General features: G+C 34.8%; 16 protein-coding genes. 7 read left to right on the top strand and 9 right to left on the bottom strand.

The window, feature by feature from the left end; genetic code table 11:
* The first annotated feature begins 95 nt into the window (after positions 1-95).
* Entirely contained in the window at positions 96-1331 is a 1236-nt protein-coding gene (locus ABID42_RS01160) for a 3-phosphoshikimate 1-carboxyvinyltransferase (RefSeq protein WP_367282110.1), read from the top strand.
* A 579-nt stretch (positions 1332-1910) separates the two neighbouring features.
* Here the strand turns inward: ABID42_RS01160 and ABID42_RS01165 are convergent.
* On the bottom strand, positions 1911-2477 hold the full coding sequence (locus ABID42_RS01165; RefSeq protein ID WP_367282111.1) for a DUF6580 family putative transport protein: 567 nt from the start codon (positions 2475-2477) through the stop codon (positions 1911-1913).
* Positions 2478-2723: 246 nt separating this feature from the next.
* Between ABID42_RS01165 and ABID42_RS01170 the strand changes: the two genes are divergently transcribed.
* From ABID42_RS01170 to ABID42_RS01185, 4 genes are all read left to right on the top strand, one after another.
* A complete protein-coding gene (locus ABID42_RS01170) occupies positions 2724-3857 on the top strand; it encodes a 5-(carboxyamino)imidazole ribonucleotide synthase (protein WP_367282112.1) in 1134 nt (377 codons plus the stop codon).
* Between the two features lie 254 nt (positions 3858-4111).
* Complete coding sequence (locus tag ABID42_RS01175; RefSeq protein WP_367282113.1) at positions 4112-5092, top strand: DUF2167 domain-containing protein; 981 nt, start codon at positions 4112-4114, stop codon at positions 5090-5092.
* A gap of 114 nt (positions 5093-5206) precedes the next feature.
* Entirely contained in the window at positions 5207-5692 is a 486-nt protein-coding gene (purE, locus tag ABID42_RS01180; RefSeq protein WP_367282114.1) for a 5-(carboxyamino)imidazole ribonucleotide mutase, read from the top strand.
* A gap of 78 nt (positions 5693-5770) precedes the next feature.
* Positions 5771-6469 carry a LysM peptidoglycan-binding domain-containing protein gene (locus tag ABID42_RS01185; protein WP_367282115.1) on the top strand — a complete coding sequence of 233 codons (699 nt, stop codon included), beginning with the start codon at positions 5771-5773 and terminating at the stop codon, positions 6467-6469.
* A 283-nt stretch (positions 6470-6752) separates the two neighbouring features.
* On the opposite strand, the gene gpmI is transcribed toward ABID42_RS01185, so the two are convergent.
* From gpmI to eno, 5 genes are all read right to left on the bottom strand, one after another.
* Positions 6753-8273 (bottom strand): 2,3-bisphosphoglycerate-independent phosphoglycerate mutase, encoded by a 1521-nt coding sequence (gene gpmI, locus ABID42_RS01190; RefSeq protein ID WP_367282116.1) that lies wholly within the window; start codon positions 8271-8273, stop codon positions 6753-6755.
* Between the two features lie 194 nt (positions 8274-8467).
* A complete protein-coding gene (locus ABID42_RS01195; protein WP_367282117.1) occupies positions 8468-9070 on the bottom strand; it encodes a DUF1684 domain-containing protein in 603 nt (200 codons plus the stop codon).
* Positions 9071-9568: a low molecular weight protein-tyrosine-phosphatase gene (locus tag ABID42_RS01200; protein ID WP_367282118.1), complete on the bottom strand. Its 498-nt coding sequence runs from the start codon at positions 9566-9568 to the stop codon at positions 9071-9073.
* A gap of 134 nt (positions 9569-9702) precedes the next feature.
* Positions 9703-10011, bottom strand: coding sequence for an FtsB family cell division protein (locus ABID42_RS01205; RefSeq protein ID WP_323257000.1), 309 nt, complete (start codon positions 10009-10011; stop codon positions 9703-9705).
* A gap of 112 nt (positions 10012-10123) precedes the next feature.
* Positions 10124-11401 carry a phosphopyruvate hydratase gene (gene eno / locus ABID42_RS01210; protein ID WP_323257002.1) on the bottom strand — a complete coding sequence of 426 codons (1278 nt, stop codon included), beginning with the start codon at positions 11399-11401 and terminating at the stop codon, positions 10124-10126.
* A 226-nt stretch (positions 11402-11627) separates the two neighbouring features.
* Between eno and trxA the strand changes: the two genes are divergently transcribed.
* Entirely contained in the window at positions 11628-12341 is a 714-nt protein-coding gene (gene trxA / locus ABID42_RS01215) for a thioredoxin (protein WP_367282119.1), read from the top strand.
* 43 nt (positions 12342-12384) lie between these two features.
* Here the strand turns inward: trxA and ABID42_RS01220 are convergent, their stop codons facing one another.
* The gene (locus tag ABID42_RS01220) at positions 12385-12918 is read right to left on the bottom strand and encodes an META domain-containing protein (protein WP_367282120.1); all 534 of its coding nucleotides are present in this window, start codon (positions 12916-12918) and stop codon (positions 12385-12387) included.
* A 98-nt stretch (positions 12919-13016) separates the two neighbouring features.
* Between ABID42_RS01220 and purN the strand changes: the two genes are divergently transcribed.
* Positions 13017-13583, top strand: coding sequence for a phosphoribosylglycinamide formyltransferase (gene purN / locus ABID42_RS01225; protein WP_367282121.1), 567 nt, complete (start codon positions 13017-13019; stop codon positions 13581-13583).
* Positions 13584-13586: 3 nt separating this feature from the next.
* Here purN and ABID42_RS01230 read toward each other — a convergent pair whose 3' ends face one another.
* Positions 13587-14615, bottom strand: a complete 1029-nt coding sequence (locus ABID42_RS01230) for a M28 family peptidase (protein WP_367282122.1) — start codon at positions 14613-14615, stop codon at positions 13587-13589.
* Between the two features lie 96 nt (positions 14616-14711).
* On the bottom strand, positions 14712-16304 hold the full coding sequence (locus ABID42_RS01235) for a M28 family peptidase (RefSeq protein WP_367282123.1): 1593 nt from the start codon (positions 16302-16304) through the stop codon (positions 14712-14714).
* Positions 16305-16455 lie beyond the last annotated feature (151 nt).

Below are 16455 nucleotides of genomic sequence, written 5' to 3' on the forward strand. Positions count from 1 at the left end.
CTTTTCCCTTATCTTTGTATTCTTTAAATCCCAAAAACTAATCAGAGAAGTATATCGGGAGTGTTTTTTCCCGAAAATAAATCCGAAATCACACATTGAAAAAGCTATTCCTTCCCAAAGTACAGAAATCTTTCCAAACGGAAATACCATTGCCTTCTTCTAAATCAGAATCTAATCGTGCTTTGATTATCAATGCCTTGGCAAAGGGAAAAGATAATTTATCGAACCTTGCTGAAGCTCGTGATACTCAAACGATGATGCGTTTGTTGGCTTCTGATGATGCCATCGCCGATGTGATTGATGCTGGAACTACCATGCGTTTCTTGACTGCTTATTTCTCGGTAACGGGTCAGCAAAAAACAATGACGGGTACTCCAAGAATGTGCGAGCGTCCGATTGGTATTTTGGTAGATGCACTTCGTTCTTTGGGTGCTGATATTGACTACATCAATAAAGAAGGTTATCCGCCTTTGAAATTGAATGGTTTTAATTTCTCTGGAAATAAAAATTTATCTATCAGAGGTGATGTTTCTTCGCAATACATTTCTGCTATCTTAATGATTGCACCTTTATTGCCTGAAGGACTGATTTTAACCATTACTGGTGATTTAGGCTCTAAACCATATATCGAAATGACGATTCAACAAATGAAGAGTTTTGGTATTACGGTTACTCCTGACTGGGAAAATATGACGATTACTGTGCCTGCACAGCAATATCAAGTAATTCCTTATGCCATTGAATCAGATTGGTCGGGAGCGAGCTATTGGTTTTCGATGGTAGCGCTTTCTGAATTTGAAGATGCTGAATTAGAATTATTAGGCTTAAAAGAAAATTCATTACAAGGCGATTCTGTGATTACTGACATCATGAGTCACTTAGGAGTGAAATCTGAATATACTGGTCGTGGCTTTAAATTGACGAAAATCCCTGCGGAAACTTCTTTGGCTTGGGATTTTACCAATTGTCCAGACTTAGCTCAAACGGTTTGCGTTGTGGCGACGGCTAAAAATATTCCACTTACATTAACAGGCGTGGAATCTTTAAAAGTAAAAGAAACCGACCGTATCTATGCTTTACAAACTGAACTAGCCAAAATTGGTGGAAGTTTAGTCGAAACAGAAAAAAACCATAAATATTTGTTAACTGCAAGCGGAGAAGCGATTAAAGCAGATACTGCCATTCATACTTACGATGACCACCGCATGGCAATGGCTTTTGCTCCTTTAGCTTTGGTTTCAGACATTACGATTGAAGAACCAGATGTAGTGGTGAAATCGTATCCTTCGTTCTGGAAACATATCGCTGCGATTGTTGATATTGAAGCATAGTCAACCATTCTGTTGATAAACCAGCAGTAGCTTATAAATAACATTTTAACAGATGACATGAATTTGATTCAAGTCATCTGTTATTTTTTTATCCATACACTACTTTTAAAAATGCCTATCCCCTATTTATAATGAGTAATTATGAAATCATTTCTGACGAATGAAGAAGTTTTTCAAGGGTGAAAATATATTTTTCTTCCTTACTAAATAGTTTTTCAAGGGTGAAAATGTTTTTTTCTACCTTACTAAATAATTTTTCAAGGGTGAAAATATATTTTTCTACCTTACTAAATAATTTTTCAAGGGTGAAAATATATTTTTCTACCTTATTAAATAGTTTTTCAGGGGTGAAAATATATTTTTCTACCCTAAAAATAAGTTTTTCAAGGGTGAAAAATATGTTTTCTAGCCATAGAAGAATAGAGATTCATCAATAATAAAAAAACATTGACATATAACAAATAAATATCTATATAATTGAATACTAGTCAGTTATCAATAATTACAGCAATAGACACAAAAAAAAATAGTGCAGGGTTTGCCTACACTATTTCTGATATAATTGATTTCTGAAATCTCTTATTGCAATTGTAAAACTTTAGAAGTTGATTTTGCGTATTCAAAAGCACCAAACATGATTGCTGAGAAAAGTAAATTACTCACCAAAGTGTTTTGCAAGAAAGGCAAAGCCATTGTATAGCATGATACTAAACCTTCAAAAGTTTGTGGATACATTTTACCACCTGTCCAAACCAAAAAGTTTGATACTACAAAGAATACAATAGTACCCAACACATTGGCTGTAAGTAAACTTTCTATCGTTACTTTCTTTAAAATAACAATGCCAATTAATACCACTAAAGCGAAGCAGATAAATACTGATGGCTCGAAACCAAATGAAAAAGTAGGATACCACTGCTTATAAAAAACATTGTTCAACACCAAATTAGATAACCACAAGGCAGCGAATGGCACAATAAAAGCCCATTGCTTTTTTGTAAAATATGCCCCTCCGAACAATGCGATTGTTCCTACAGGTGAAAAGTTGGATAAAGTTGGTGCAATCACCGCTAAAAAACGAAAGGCAGTAGCAACCAAAATGATAGCAACCAACACTCCAAAACGAAGGTTTATTGAATTTTTCATGAATATTTCTTCCTAAATTTCTATTCTAATTTATTTAGGATATACAAATTTACTAAGGTTTACAGATTTCAACGTAATTTTGATGAAAATTTAAAATAGAAGAGTCTTTAAGGAGTAAATACTTTTGACCAATATTGAAATCTAGGGCTAACCATAACGGCATTTTGAATTAATCTTGATGTCTTACAATAGCAAAACCCTAAAGTCAAAGAATCTTATAGCTCCAATCATTTACCCCGATAAAAAATGTTTTCTAAAAATTTCAAATTAGGCTTATTAGGTGGCGGACAATTAGGAAGAATGTTACTCCAAGCTGCTATCGATTTAGATATTCATGTAAAAGCGCTTGACCCAGACCCAGATGCGCCTTGTGCTAAAATTGCACCAGAATTTGTAGTGGGTTCTTTTCTTGATTATGATACTGTTTATCAATTCGGACAAGATTGTGAAGTAATTACTATCGAAATTGAAAACGTTAATTTAGAAGCTTTAAAGAAACTTCGTTCAGAAGGGAAAAAAGTATTTCCTCAACCAGAAGTATTAGAAATCATTCAAGATAAACGTATTCAAAAACAGTTTTACTTAGATAATAATCTTCCTACTTCTGATTTTATCTTGACCGATTCTGTAGAAGACATCAGTAAAAATCTTGATTTCTTACCTGCTTTCAACAAATTAGGAAAAGGTGGTTACGATGGCAGAGGAGTACAAAAATTAAGCTCAGAAATTGATTTGCCTTTAGCTTTTACCGAACCAAGTTTACTAGAAAAAGCGATTGATTTCGATAAAGAAATTGCAGTAATCGTTGCTAGAAATGAACATGGAGAAATCAAAACCTTCCCGACGGTAGAATGTGTATTTCATCCTGTATATAATTTGGTTGAATATTTATTTGCACCAGCGGCTGTTAATGAAAGTATTCATGAAGAAGCCAAGCAAATTGCGATTGAAACAGCAGAGAAACTCGGTATCGTTGGACTTTTAGCAGTAGAAATGTTCTTGACGAAAGAGGGCAAAATACTTATCAATGAAGTAGCACCACGCACACACAATAGTGGGCATCATACTATCAGAGCTAATCATACTTCACAATTCGAACAACATCTTAGAGCCGTTTTAGGTTTGCCGTTGGGTGATACTATAGCACATTCAAAAGCAGCAATGGTGAATTTATTGGGTGAAGATGGCTATAGTGGCGAAGCAAAATATGTTGGTATGGACGAAGCTTTGGCAATAGCAGGTGTTTATCCATTTTTATACGGTAAAAAAATTACCAAACCATTCCGCAAAATGGGACATGTAACGGTAGTTGATGAAAACTTAGATTCACTAAAAGAGAAAGTAAACATCGTAAAAGAAAAGTTAAAAGTAATAGCTTAAATTTTAGAGAAGATACTTTAATTTAACTGTTTGATATGATTCAAACTGTTTATAAAATCCCCAAAATCATCTTAGCGTTGATTTTGGGGATTTTTGCATTTCCACTGATAATAGACTGATATTCATCTTAATTTCTTTGATTATCTGTAAAAATTCAATGCTCATTAGCTTCGACAAAAACCGTTTAATAAATTATTTTTTAGATTTCAATAATTAATTATATTTTTAAGTTTTACACATAAAACCAACCAAACATGAAAAAAACAGTAGCTCTACTCGTACTTATTCTCTCTTGTATTAATGTAGTTTCTGCACAGAAAGAGAAAGACGAAGAATTAGCCATGAAGGCTCAAATTGCTTATTTAGATTCAGTTGACCATGCCATGAAATTTGAACATGGCACCATTGTTCTAAAAAACTCCATTGCCAAAATCAACATCCCAACAGGTTTCAAATTCTTAAATGCCGAACAAGCTAGTTTTGTAGTAACAGATATTTGGGGAAATCCACCACAAGAAGTACTTGGAATGATTTTGCCTGAAAATGCTAAAGTAACTGATGCGTCTAGCTATTTATTCATTATTCAATGGGACGAAATGGGCTTTGTAAAAGATGACGATGCAGATGAAATTGATTATGATGACCTCCTCGCTGACATGCAAGAAGAAATAGAAACAGACAATGAAGAACGTAAAAAAGCAGGTTATGATAATATAAAGCTTGTTGGTTGGGCTGCCAAACCATTTTATGACAAAGAACATAAAATATTACATTGGGCGAAAGAAATTAAATTTGGCGATAGTCCAGACAATACGCTTAATTATAATGTTAGAATTTTAGGGAGAAAAGGTGTTTTAATATTAAATGCTGTAGCGGGAATGAATCAACTCCCGACGGTCAATAAAGACATTAGTAAAGTTTTAAATATTGTAGAATTTACTGATGGCAATAAATACAAAGACTTCGACCCAAGTGTAGATGTTGTAGCCGCTGTAGGTATTGGTGGTTTAGTAGCTGGAAAAGTATTAGCGAAATTAGGCTTTTTAGGACTTTTAGCTAAGTTTTTTGCGCCCTTGCTCAAGTTTGGGAAATTGGGTATTGTAGCAATTGGTGCAGGTGCTTCAGCTATCTGGCGTTTTATCACTGGTAAACGCAAAGAAGATGAACCAACAGCAACTCTTCTTGATGAAACACCAACGGAGCCATCAACAGACGAACCTTCTGAAAATGTTTAGTATATAAGCTTATTATATGTTTTAAAAGCCTCTAGTCAATTTGAAATAGAGGCTTTTTCGATTTTTAGCCCTAAATTTGTATTCATTTAACGCAATTTAATTAGTTAGTAGATAATGGTAGGAATCATCATGGGCAGTATTTCAGACATCAAAGTCATGCAAGAAGCTGCCGACGTTTGTAAACAATTTGGCGTAGCGTATGAAATAGACATCGTGTCGGCTCATAGAACACCTTTGAAAATGGTTGAATATGCAACATCTGCTCGTGAAAGAGGTGTAAAAGTAATTATTGCTGGTGCAGGCGGAGCAGCACATTTACCGGGTATGGTTGCTTCTATCACAACACTTCCAGTAATTGGAGTACCTGTAAAATCTTCTAACTCGATTGATGGATGGGATTCAGTACTTTCAATTTTACAAATGCCTTCAGGCGTGCCAGTAGCCACAGTTGCATTGAATGGTGCTAAAAATGCGGGAATATTGGCAATTCAAATGTTGGGTATTGAAAATCAGGAAATTGCTACTAAATTGCAAAACTATAAAGTAGAACTTAGCGAAAAAGTTACAGAAATGGTTACCGAATTGAAAGGAAATAAATAATAGTTTTTGAGATTTTTATAATTTTAATCATCGAAAATTGTTTTCTTTCTAAACAAACCTCACCAATCCTTACGAAATATGGAAGACTATCGTAATCCTCGCCCAGCAGAAGAAAATTCAAACATTCCCATGATTACCCTTTTGGTATTAGTGGCATTGGTAATTGCTTTGCTTTATGTTGGTTGGCAGTCGATGAGTGATGATACCACCAAAACTGAAGTTGTTCTAAGTACTCCACCCAAATCGGATGCGATGAAAGGGCAAGAAGATGCTGATCTCGTAACTGCCCCAACAACTGAAATGCCAGAAGAAGGTGCAGAAAAAGAAGATAAAGAAGCATCAACAACAGTTGATGAAGCAGAAAAGCAAGACAAAAAAGCTCAAGAAGAAAAAGTAGCAGAGAAGAAAAAAGAAGAAACCAAAAAGGTTGAAGAAGTAGCCAAAACTGAAAAGAAAACTACGGAAGCACCTTTAAAGGGAACAACCTTCGTACATACAGTACAAGCTGGAGAAACTTTTTATGGTATTGCGAATCGTTATCATATCAGTAAAGCTGCCTTACAAACACTTAATCCTGATGTAAAACCTGAAGGTATTAAAGTTGGCATTACTAAATTGAATGTAAAAGTAAAAGCGATTCATACAGTAGGTCCTGGTGATATTTTAAGAGTAGTTGCTCAGAAATATGGTGTTAGCAAACAGTCAATCATGGACGCTAATAAAAAGACCAAAGACATTACTGAAAGAGGCGAAAAATTGATTATTCCATTACCTTAAAATAGAAAAGCAAAAGCAAGAATCATCCCGATTTTTTTCTTAAAACTAGTTCTATAGGTTTTTAGAGATTTTGTATTTATACTCGTCCTTACTTTTTGTCTTGATACAAAAAGTAACCGCAGCGGCGGCCGCAAAAAAAATCAAGAATTCCTAAACTCGCTCCGCTCAAACAGTAGGAATTCATTGCTCATCAATCATAAAAAAGCGGTCGAAAAACTAATTTCGACCGCTTTTTATTGTTTTGATAACTCATGTTTTATTTGTTCACTCACAACTCTACACTCTAAACTAAGCTTAGACCAGTCATAATTGCTGGCTTTTCAACACCCATCAAATCTAAAATTGTTGGAGCAATATCACCTAATTTACCATTTTTGATTGCTTTTTTATCTTTATCAATCAAAATACATGGAACAAGGTTTAAGCTATGTTGCGTATTTGGTGAACCATCGTCATTAATCATATAATCAGCATTTCCGTGGTCAGCTAATACGATTACAGAATAACCATGTTCAACACCTGCATTCACAACAGCTTCTAAAGATTGATCTACTGCTTCACAAGCTTCAACTACCGCTTGGAAATCGCCAGTATGACCAACCATATCAGGATTAGCAAAGTTCAAACAAACGAAATCAGCTTTTTCATCTACCAAAGCAGGTACTAAACTATCACGTACTTCATACACAGACATTTCTGGTTGTAAATCGTAAGTAGCTACTTTCGGTGAATTACAAAGAATACGACTTTCGCCTTCAAATTCTTCGTTACGTCCACCCGAGAAGAAGAAAGTAACGTGTGGATATTTCTCAGTTTCTGCAATTCTGATTTGTTTTTTACCAGCTTCAGATAATACTTCACCTAAAGTAGCAGGCAAGTTACTGTCATCAAAAATTACATTTACTCCAACAAAAGACTTATTGTAATTCGTTAAAGTATAGTACTGAATATCCAATTTCTTCATACCATTTTCAGGGAAATCTTGTTGCGTTAACGCTTTTGTGATTTCCTGCGGACGGTCTGTCCGATAATTGAAACATAATACTACATCGCCTTCTGCAATCGTAGCAACTGGTACTCCATTTTTTGTTACTAAAAGTGGGTCGATAAACTCATCTGTCACACCCGCTTCATAAGATGCCGCAATTGAAGCCAAAACATCTTCTGTTTCAGTTCCGATTCCTTTCACCATTACATCGTAAGCTTTTTGGATACGTTCCCAACGGTTATCTCTGTCCATTGCATAATAACGACCCGTTACGCTGGCAATTTTACCCACAGAAGTAGCTAAGAAAGAAGATAAATCTTCGATATATCCTTTGCCTGATTTAGGGTCAGTATCACGTCCATCTGTAAAAGCATGAATATATACTTTATCTAAACCATTATCTTTCAAAACATTACACAATGCTTTTACGTGATTGATATGTGCATGTACACCACCATCAGAAACTAAACCCATCAAATGGAAAGGCTTATTATTATCTTTAGCATACTTAATCGCTTTCACTAAAACTGGTTCATGGCGAAGAGTATCTTGTTCAATCGCATCATTCAAACGTACCAAACTTTGTTTTACAGTACGACCAGCCCCTAAATTCATGTGCCCAACTTCTGAATTACCAAATTGTCCTTCTGGTAAACCTACTTCAGGACCAAATGTAACCAAGGTACTGTTTGGATTATTCGCCAAAATAGAATCATAAAATGGCGTTTTGGCTGCAATGATTGCCGAACGGTCTTCATAACCCTTCTGAGCTATTCCCCAACCGTCAAGGATAATTAAAATTACTTTTTTGTCCACGTGTATTGCTTGATTTGTTTTATTAGCGTTAGAAATTAGCTGTAAGCTTTGAGCAATGAGCTTTGAGTTTTTTATAATTTTTAAAATTCGATTAATCAAGTAACATACTGCAAATCAGAATCTTGAAACTTATCTTCAAACTATTCACAACTCATCACCGCTGCGGCGGACCGCTCACAATTCACCATTATCAATTAATGTTCTTTTCCGAAAGTTTTCTCTCCTGCTTCAATCGATACCGCTAAGTGATTTTCTTTGGGTGGAATCGGGCAAGAATATCCATTACTGAAAGCACAATAAGGGTTGTATGCTTTATTAAAGTCTAAAATTACGCTATCATTTTGAATATCGGTAGTTTCAAGCTCTAAATATCGTCCGCCGCCATAAGTATCTTTGCCATTTGTAGCATCTTTGAATGGAATGAATAAGTAATTTTTGTACTTCGGTATCGACATCAAATCCATACTTCTATAAACATTCAACTCAACATTTTGCCCTTGCAACTGAAAAGAGAGTACTCCATATTTATAGTATTCTTTCTTTTTGCCAGACGATGTCATCATTTTAAATGGACTAACATTATCTGACTTTTTAAAAGTACAATTTACTTTGAAGCTTTCATCAGGTTCATAAAAGCGAAGAAATGCCAAATCCTCCTTTTTTAAAGGGCTATTACTACCACTTTCCAAAAACTCATTTTTATAATGTTCTCGATGTTTTAAAATACTTTCTTGATAAGATTGCGCTGAAATCTCACTCGAAATTAATGTCAGTAATATTAAGATTAATCTTTTCATCTACAAATGATGTTTATCAATTAAGAAATCTAAAAAAGTATCCGCACAACGATTCACAATTTGATAAACTTCTTCAAAATTATCAGAATTTCCATAGTATGGATCAGGCACTTCCATTACTTTATTTTGAAGTACATTGTCAAATTTTCTGTACAAAAAGCAATTTTCTTCTGCTTGTTTAATGCCGATAGAACGTGCGCTGATGGTTTGAATATTTTCCATATTATAATTGTCCATCGCTACAATGTAGTCAAAAACAGAAAAATCTTCTCCAGAAAGCTTTCTACAATGATGAGTAAGTTCTAGCCCATGCAATTCTGCATTTTTACGAGTACGTGGGTCGGGTAAATCTCCGATATGATAAGCATGAGTAGCGGCAGAATCACACTGAATGACACGCTGTAAACCACGGGCTTTCACAGCTCTTCTAAAAGTTTCCTCCGCAATAGGCGAACGACAAATATTACCAGTACAAACAAATAAGATTTTTAACATCATTTTTTTAACGATAACAATTCAGAGATTCATCCAAACTAAGAATTGTGTAAAATAAAGCTAGATTACAAATTTCACAAAAAAACCTGTAAAACGGCTTAGTAATACAGGCTCATTTGCATTTATTTTGAAAAGATTTACTTCTCTAATGGCAGATTGTCTTCATCGACAATCACAAAAATCTCTTCATTGGGCTTTTTCATCAGATATTTTTCACGAGCAAACTTTTCAATCAAACTCGGACTTCCCATTACTTCTATTTTTTCTTTTTCTACTTCCTTTAATTTCTCAGCGTAATAAGCCGTTTCATCTTCTAATCTGCTTAATTCACGATACATTTTAATCTGAGTAAATACATTATTGTCATCAAAACAAAACATCCAAACTACCAACACTGATAGTGTAAGTGTATAAAATCTATATTTTACTAAGAGTAATTTTTTCATAGCAATGGCAAGTGTTGCTTTTTAGATATACAAATATAAGGTATTTCAGCCCTAAAAAATAAAAGAGCCTTGCAAAAACTCTGCAAGGCTCTTTTAAATCTGTTATTTCCAATTAGAAATTTAATCCTGGGAAGTAAGCGTTTGCGCCTAATTCTTCTTCGATACGAAGTAATTGGTTGTATTTAGCCATACGGTCTGAACGAGAAGCCGAACCAGTTTTGATTTGACCTGTGTTCAATGCTACTGCTAAGTCAGCAATTGTAGCATCTTCAGTTTCACCTGAACGGTGAGACATGATGTTTTTGTATGAATTACGTTTCGCTAAGTTAATAGTGTCGATAGTTTCAGTTAAAGAACCAATTTGGTTTACTTTTACTAATACAGCGTTAGCAACACCTTGTTCGATACCCATTTGTAAACGTTTTACGTTTGTTACAAATAAATCGTCACCTACTAATTGAACTTTGCTACCAATCAATTTAGTTTGCTCTGCCCAACCAGCCCAGTCATCTTCAGCCATACCATCTTCGATAGAGATGATTGGATATTTATCAGCCCAAGTTTTCCAGTAAGCAGCCATTTCCATGTTGTTCAATTGCTTGCCATCTGATTTCTTGAATGTATAAAGACCAGTTTCTTCGTTATAGAATTCAGAAGCAGCAGCATCCATTGCGATGAAAATTTCTTCACCTGGTTTGTAACCTGCTTTTTCGATTGATTGTAAAACGATTTCGATTGCCTCTTCGTTAGATTTGATGTTTGGTGCAAAACCACCTTCATCACCTACGTTAGTTGAATATCCTTTAGATTTCAATACACCTTTCAAAGCATGGAAAACCTCAGTACCCATACGCAAAGCGTGTGAGAATGACTCAGCTTTAGCTGGCATTACCATGAATTCTTGGAAGTCGATTGAGTTATCAGCATGAGAACCACCGTTCAAGATATTCATCATTGGTACTGGCAAAGTGTTAGCATTAACACCACCAATATAACGATATAAAGACAAACCAGACTCTTGAGCTGCCGCTTTAGCTACTGCTAAAGAAACACCTAAGATAGCGTTTGCTCCTAAATTACCTTTGTTAGGCGTTCCGTCTAATTCAATCATCAAACGGTCAATCATATTTTGCTCAGAAACTTCTAAGCCCCACAATTCTTGAGCAATAGCAGTATTTACGTTTTCAACGGCTTTTAAAACACCTTTACCCACGTAAACGCTTTTATCCTCATCACGTAATTCAACGGCCTCGTGAATACCTGTTGAAGCTCCAGAAGGCACAGCGGCACGTCCAAAAGCACCATCTTCGGTACGGATATCTACTTCGATTGTTGGATTTCCACGAGAATCCAAAATTTGTCTTGCGTGTACATGTTGAATTGCACTCATTTTGCGTAAATTTTGTTTTTGGTTATAAACGGAGGGAATTTTTGTAAATTAGATAATACTCTCTCTTCTTCAAGTAAAATATTTATTCAATCTTTGAAAATCAAAACTATTTTCAAGTGAATTGAATACTTTATTCAAATTCTTGAAAACAAATTTAAGCCTTTTTTCAAGATTGCTTGTACTTTTCTAATACTTTCATAGTTACTTAATTTTAATACTAAAAATAATGAAAAATATTATTCGCACATTTATATTTTTTACCATACTTTCTACTGCAAATATAAGTAATTGCTTCTCACAAGTTTTGTCAACTGATGAATTTCAGAAAAAATATTCTGAAACTGACAATGCACAGCTTTTAGACGTTCGTACTGCTGGCGAATTTGGCGGAGGTCATCTGACGAAAGCGCTGAATATTGATTATCGTAGTCCAGACTTTATTCAAAAATTAAATACTTTAGATAAAACTAAACCTGTTTTCGTGTATTGTCTGTCTGGAGGAAGAAGCAAGGCAGCGGCTGAAGTATTGAAGCAAAATGGGTTTTCATCGGTTTATGAATTACAAGGTGGTTATTTAAAATGGACAGCGAACAACTTACCTGTTGAAGGCTCAAAGGAAAATACCAATGCTAAAGGGTACTCTAAAACAGAAATTGAGACTATTTTGAAAGAAAATAATGTAGTCGTTTTAGATTTTTTCGCTTCTTGGTGTGGTCCTTGTATCAAAATGATGCCGACTGTCGATAAACTTTCACAGGAATTGTCAGGAAAAGTGAAATTTGTGAAAGTAGATGCTGATGCCAGTAAATCAGTAGTAGAAAATTATAAAGTAGATGAAATTCCGACGTTTATCATTTTCAAAAATGGAAAGCAAGTAAAGCGTTCAACTGGATATTTGGAAGAAAAGGCTTTACAGAAAATGATTACGAATCAACTTTAAAATGACAGAGGCGAATGAAATTAATTCATTCGCCTCTGTCATTTTATCTTTTTCTTACAAAAAGCATCTCATCATTTGGAATTTTGATTCTTAATAAGAGATTCATTCCATCTTCAATTTTAACCTGTTCACTTGCCAGTAAACTATTAAAATACTTTAATTCAAAAGCCATTTCAGTTGGTGAACCTGCCATTTTGGTCTGCCCTAAACTTCCACTTGCCAAACCAGTCCAATCCCTCCAACTAGTACTTGTAGCTAGAGTCATACTTCCATTATAGGTATTAACAGCTGATTTTCCATTGATTGTTAAATCGTTGGCATTTTGGGCTGTATTACTACGAGCTATCTCCAAATCAACAGGAAACTTTGCTGTGCTTGTCTTCACTAACTCTTTTTCAATCACCAAACTATCTTCTTTGACATAACCGACAAAATTCCATTTCCCAACCATGATGTCACTCAGACTAGGAACTGGCGAACATCCGCATAAAGGCGTTGGGTCAAGTGTTATACCACAAGCCCAAACAAGTGTTGTTAATAGAGCAACTGCTACAGTACGATAAATATTCTTTTTCATGATTTAGATATTTAAGTTGAAACAAAGACACCTAAAAGTTGGGCTAGGTTGTAATTCTATCCTTAAATTTGTTTGAAATTTGTTAAATCCAATCTGTTTTGTCTAAAAATATTGCCATTTTCGCTTCTGGTTCAGGCTCAAATGCCGAACGCATCGTTGAATACTTTTCAGATTCGAAAGAAATCAACGTAAAACTTTTTCTTTGTAATAATCCTGAAGCAGGTGTAATTCAAAGAGCCGAACGATTAAATATTCCTTTGGTGATGTTCAATCGTCAACAATTCAAATCTGGTGAAGTAGTTGATATTCTGAAAGAAAACCACATCGACTGGGTAATTTTAGCGGGCTTTTTATGGCTTGTTCCTAAAAATATTGTAGAAGCTTTTCCGAATAAAATCATCAATATTCATCCAGCACTTTTACCAAAATTTGGAGGAAAAGGCATGTACGGGCATTTTGTGCATGAAGCTGTGGTAGAAAACAAAGAAACAGAATCGGGTATTACTATTCATTTGGTTAACGAACATTACGACGAAGGCGCTATCATTTTCCAAGCATCCTATCCAGTTTTGCCAACCGATACGCCTGAAGATGTTGCTAAGAAAGGACAAGTATTAGAACATAAACATTTTCCAGAAGTAATCGAAAAAGCAATTCTTGGGTAATAATTAATTCAATGTTCCTTCTCGATTGGCAATGTCCCATGCGGTGTAAAACACCAATTGAGTTCTTTTTTTGAGTAATTCAAAATCTATTCTATCCACATCATCGGTAGATTGATGATAATCTGGATGTTCGCCATCGAAGTAAAAAATGATAGGAATTTTGTTTTTAGCAAAATTATAATGGTCTGAGCGATAGTATAATTGTTGTGGGTGCGATTCTGAATTATAGCTATAATCTAATTTCAGGTTTGTAAAAAGCGCATTATTACGTTCGCTCAGAGCATGTAATTCTTGAGAAATTTTATCTGAACCAATCAAATAAACATAGTTTTTTTGATTGGCATGGAGTTCGTCTATCCTTCCAATCATATCAATGTTCAAATCACAAATCGTATTTTTCAAAGGAATTACAGGCTTTTCTGTATAATACTCTGAACCTAAAAGTCCATATTCTTCGCCTGCAAAAGCGATAAACAAAATACTTCTTCTTGGACTTTTTCCTTGCTTTTTAGCTTCTGAAAATACTCTCGCCATTTCCATCATCGCTACTGTTCCAGAACCATCATCGTCAGCACCGTTGAATACAGTTCCATTTTTAGTGCCAATATGGTCGTAATGTGCAGAAATAACCAATACTTCCTCCTTTTTATCAGTTCCTTCCAAAAAGCCTATTACGTTTTCGGTAGCAATTACATTCTTTGCTCGGCTCATTTTATTGGTTGGATTCAACATTATACTATGTTGTCCTCCAAAATATTTTTTGATGTAAAAAGACTGAAAAAATGAGGAATCAGAAGTATTCTGAGCAACAATTGCTTTTAGTCCATTTTCTTGAAAATACTTTGCCAGATAAACAGCCGCAATTTTCTGTTCTTTTGAACCCGTCAGACGACCTCTTAAACTATCGCTTGCCAAAAAACTCAAGTGTTTTTCTAAGTTTTCAGTGGAAATTGTATCAGCGAAATAAGTAACCGTCTGTTCATCAGAAACAGTCGAAAAAAACGGAAGAAGTAAAAAGAAGTATTTTTTCATAAATGGATTAACAAATCTAGGCTCCAATCTGGAATATTTATTCACAAATTGAAGCCTAGATTTATCAGATTAACGTAAAATGACAGAAAGAGAAGCCTATTTTTTATCTGAATCTACCACGATTCTCTTATCACGATTGGCAATATCCCAAGCTAAATAGAATACCAACTTGGCTCTTTTCTCCATTTTATCAAATTCTATTTTCTCAACATCGTCTGTCGGTTGGTGATAATCGTCGTGCACACCATTGAAGAAAAATGCTACAGGAATTTTATTTTTGGCAAAATTGTAATGGTCTGAACGATAATAGAAGCGATTTGGGTCGTTCGGGTCGTTGAAACGAAAATCTAAATCAATTGGATTATGCTTTGCATTTTGTTCAATCAAAGAAGCGTGCAATTCTGAAGAAAGTTTATCTGAACCAATCACATAAATATAATCACCTTTACCTTCATGTTCTTTGTCGGTTCTACCAACCATGTCGATATTAATGTCACAAACTGTACTTTCTAATGGAAAAACTGGATGTCTTACATAATATTCAGAACCCAACAAGCCTTTTTCTTCACCAGTAACGGCCATGAAAAGCATACTTCTTCTTGGTTTATTTCCAGATTTTGCAGCTTCACTAAATGCTTGAGCTACTTCCAAAACCGAAACCGTTCCAGAACCATCATCATCAGCACCATTATAGATTTTCCCATCGGTTACTCCTACGTGGTCATAATGTGAAGTAACAATCACTAATTCATCTTTTTTATCCGTTCCTTCTAAATATCCTAATACATTATAAGTTTCAACAGGCTGAACAGTTCTTTCAATTTTAATCTTTACAGATTGTTTCTCCAATTGATTAGCAACACTTTTAGTAATTGCTTTTTCTTTTAAAATACTTAATTCAGCAACAGTAGTATTGAATAAATCAGCAGCCATGGTTTGTCCAATCGTCAAAACTGCGAAATCTGAACTTTGTGGGTCTTTCTCTTCTGCAAAGTTAATTCTGGCATTTCCAAAACGCTTTAACATCGTTTGGCGTTGCTTAATTACTTTTTCAAATTCCTCAACACTTTGTTTTGAAATCAACAATAAAGCCTTTGCTCCTTTACTTTTGGCAGTTGCCATTTTTTCCTTCCATGCATCGCCTTTACTCCATTTCGACATTTCTGTATTCCCAGAAATCAAGTAACTCCCATCGGCCAAACGTGGTTCGCCTTCAAAAGCGACGACGATTTTACCATTTACTTTTGCACTTTCGTAATCGTTTAAAGCTTTATCTTCAATCCCGTATCCTACAAAAACCGTTTCAAAGTTTTCTTCTTGTGGCATTGGCGAAATGCTGTTGGCTATGAAATCTGATAAGTATTTGAATTCTTTATTCTTTGTTTTTAAGTAAAAATCGCCCCAACCACGTTTTACTAAATCTACCAATTGAAGGTGCGATTTACCATTTACGGGAGCTTTAAAGCCATAATTACTGAATTGTTTGGCGATATATTCTGCGGCTACTTTTTGTTCTGGCGAACCTGTGTCTCGTCCTTTTAGACTATCTGAAGCGATAAAAGTCAGGTGTTTTCTTAGGTCTTTTACCGTAATGGTTTTAGCATATTTTTCAGCGATTTTCTGAGCATTTGTCTGGAAAAAAGTAGCTGATAAACATAAGATGCTTATTAGAAGTGTATTTTTTTTCATGAAAGGTAATTTTAATTTATTGATGATACGAATTTAAGGAAATTATTTGGAAACATTTCCTTCGCTATTTTCTCAAAAATACCATTCACTTACATTTGTCGATGTTGTAAATGGGATTCTTCTTTTAAGGAAATATTCCTCTATGAAGAAT

This window comes from Arcicella rosea, from assembly GCF_040543805.1.
GTDB classification, from domain to species: Bacteria; Bacteroidota; Bacteroidia; order Cytophagales; family Spirosomataceae; genus Arcicella; species Arcicella rosea.

Excerpts from the sequence above, each read along its gene's own strand:
- ABID42_RS01165 (WP_367282111.1), bottom strand. The coding sequence starts at position 2,477 with ATGAAAAATTCAATAAACCTTCGTTTTGGAGTGTTGGTTGCTATCATT.
- ABID42_RS01170 (WP_367282112.1), top strand. The coding sequence starts at position 2,724 with ATGTTTTCTAAAAATTTCAAATTAGGCTTATTAGGTGGCGGACAATTA.
- ABID42_RS01175 (WP_367282113.1), top strand. The coding sequence starts at position 4,112 with ATGAAAAAAACAGTAGCTCTACTCGTACTTATTCTCTCTTGTATTAAT.
- purE (WP_367282114.1), top strand. The coding sequence starts at position 5,207 with ATGGTAGGAATCATCATGGGCAGTATTTCAGACATCAAAGTCATGCAA.
- ABID42_RS01185 (WP_367282115.1), top strand. The coding sequence starts at position 5,771 with ATGGAAGACTATCGTAATCCTCGCCCAGCAGAAGAAAATTCAAACATT.
- ABID42_RS01195 (WP_367282117.1), bottom strand. The coding sequence starts at position 9,070 with ATGAAAAGATTAATCTTAATATTACTGACATTAATTTCGAGTGAGATT.
- ABID42_RS01200 (WP_367282118.1), bottom strand. The coding sequence starts at position 9,568 with ATGATGTTAAAAATCTTATTTGTTTGTACTGGTAATATTTGTCGTTCG.
- ABID42_RS01205 (WP_323257000.1), bottom strand. The coding sequence starts at position 10,011 with ATGAAAAAATTACTCTTAGTAAAATATAGATTTTATACACTTACACTA.
- eno (WP_323257002.1), bottom strand. The coding sequence starts at position 11,401 with ATGAGTGCAATTCAACATGTACACGCAAGACAAATTTTGGATTCTCGT.
- trxA (WP_367282119.1), top strand. The coding sequence starts at position 11,628 with ATGAAAAATATTATTCGCACATTTATATTTTTTACCATACTTTCTACT.
- ABID42_RS01220 (WP_367282120.1), bottom strand. The coding sequence starts at position 12,918 with ATGAAAAAGAATATTTATCGTACTGTAGCAGTTGCTCTATTAACAACA.
- ABID42_RS01230 (WP_367282122.1), bottom strand. The coding sequence starts at position 14,615 with ATGAAAAAATACTTCTTTTTACTTCTTCCGTTTTTTTCGACTGTTTCT.
- ABID42_RS01235 (WP_367282123.1), bottom strand. The coding sequence starts at position 16,304 with ATGAAAAAAAATACACTTCTAATAAGCATCTTATGTTTATCAGCTACT.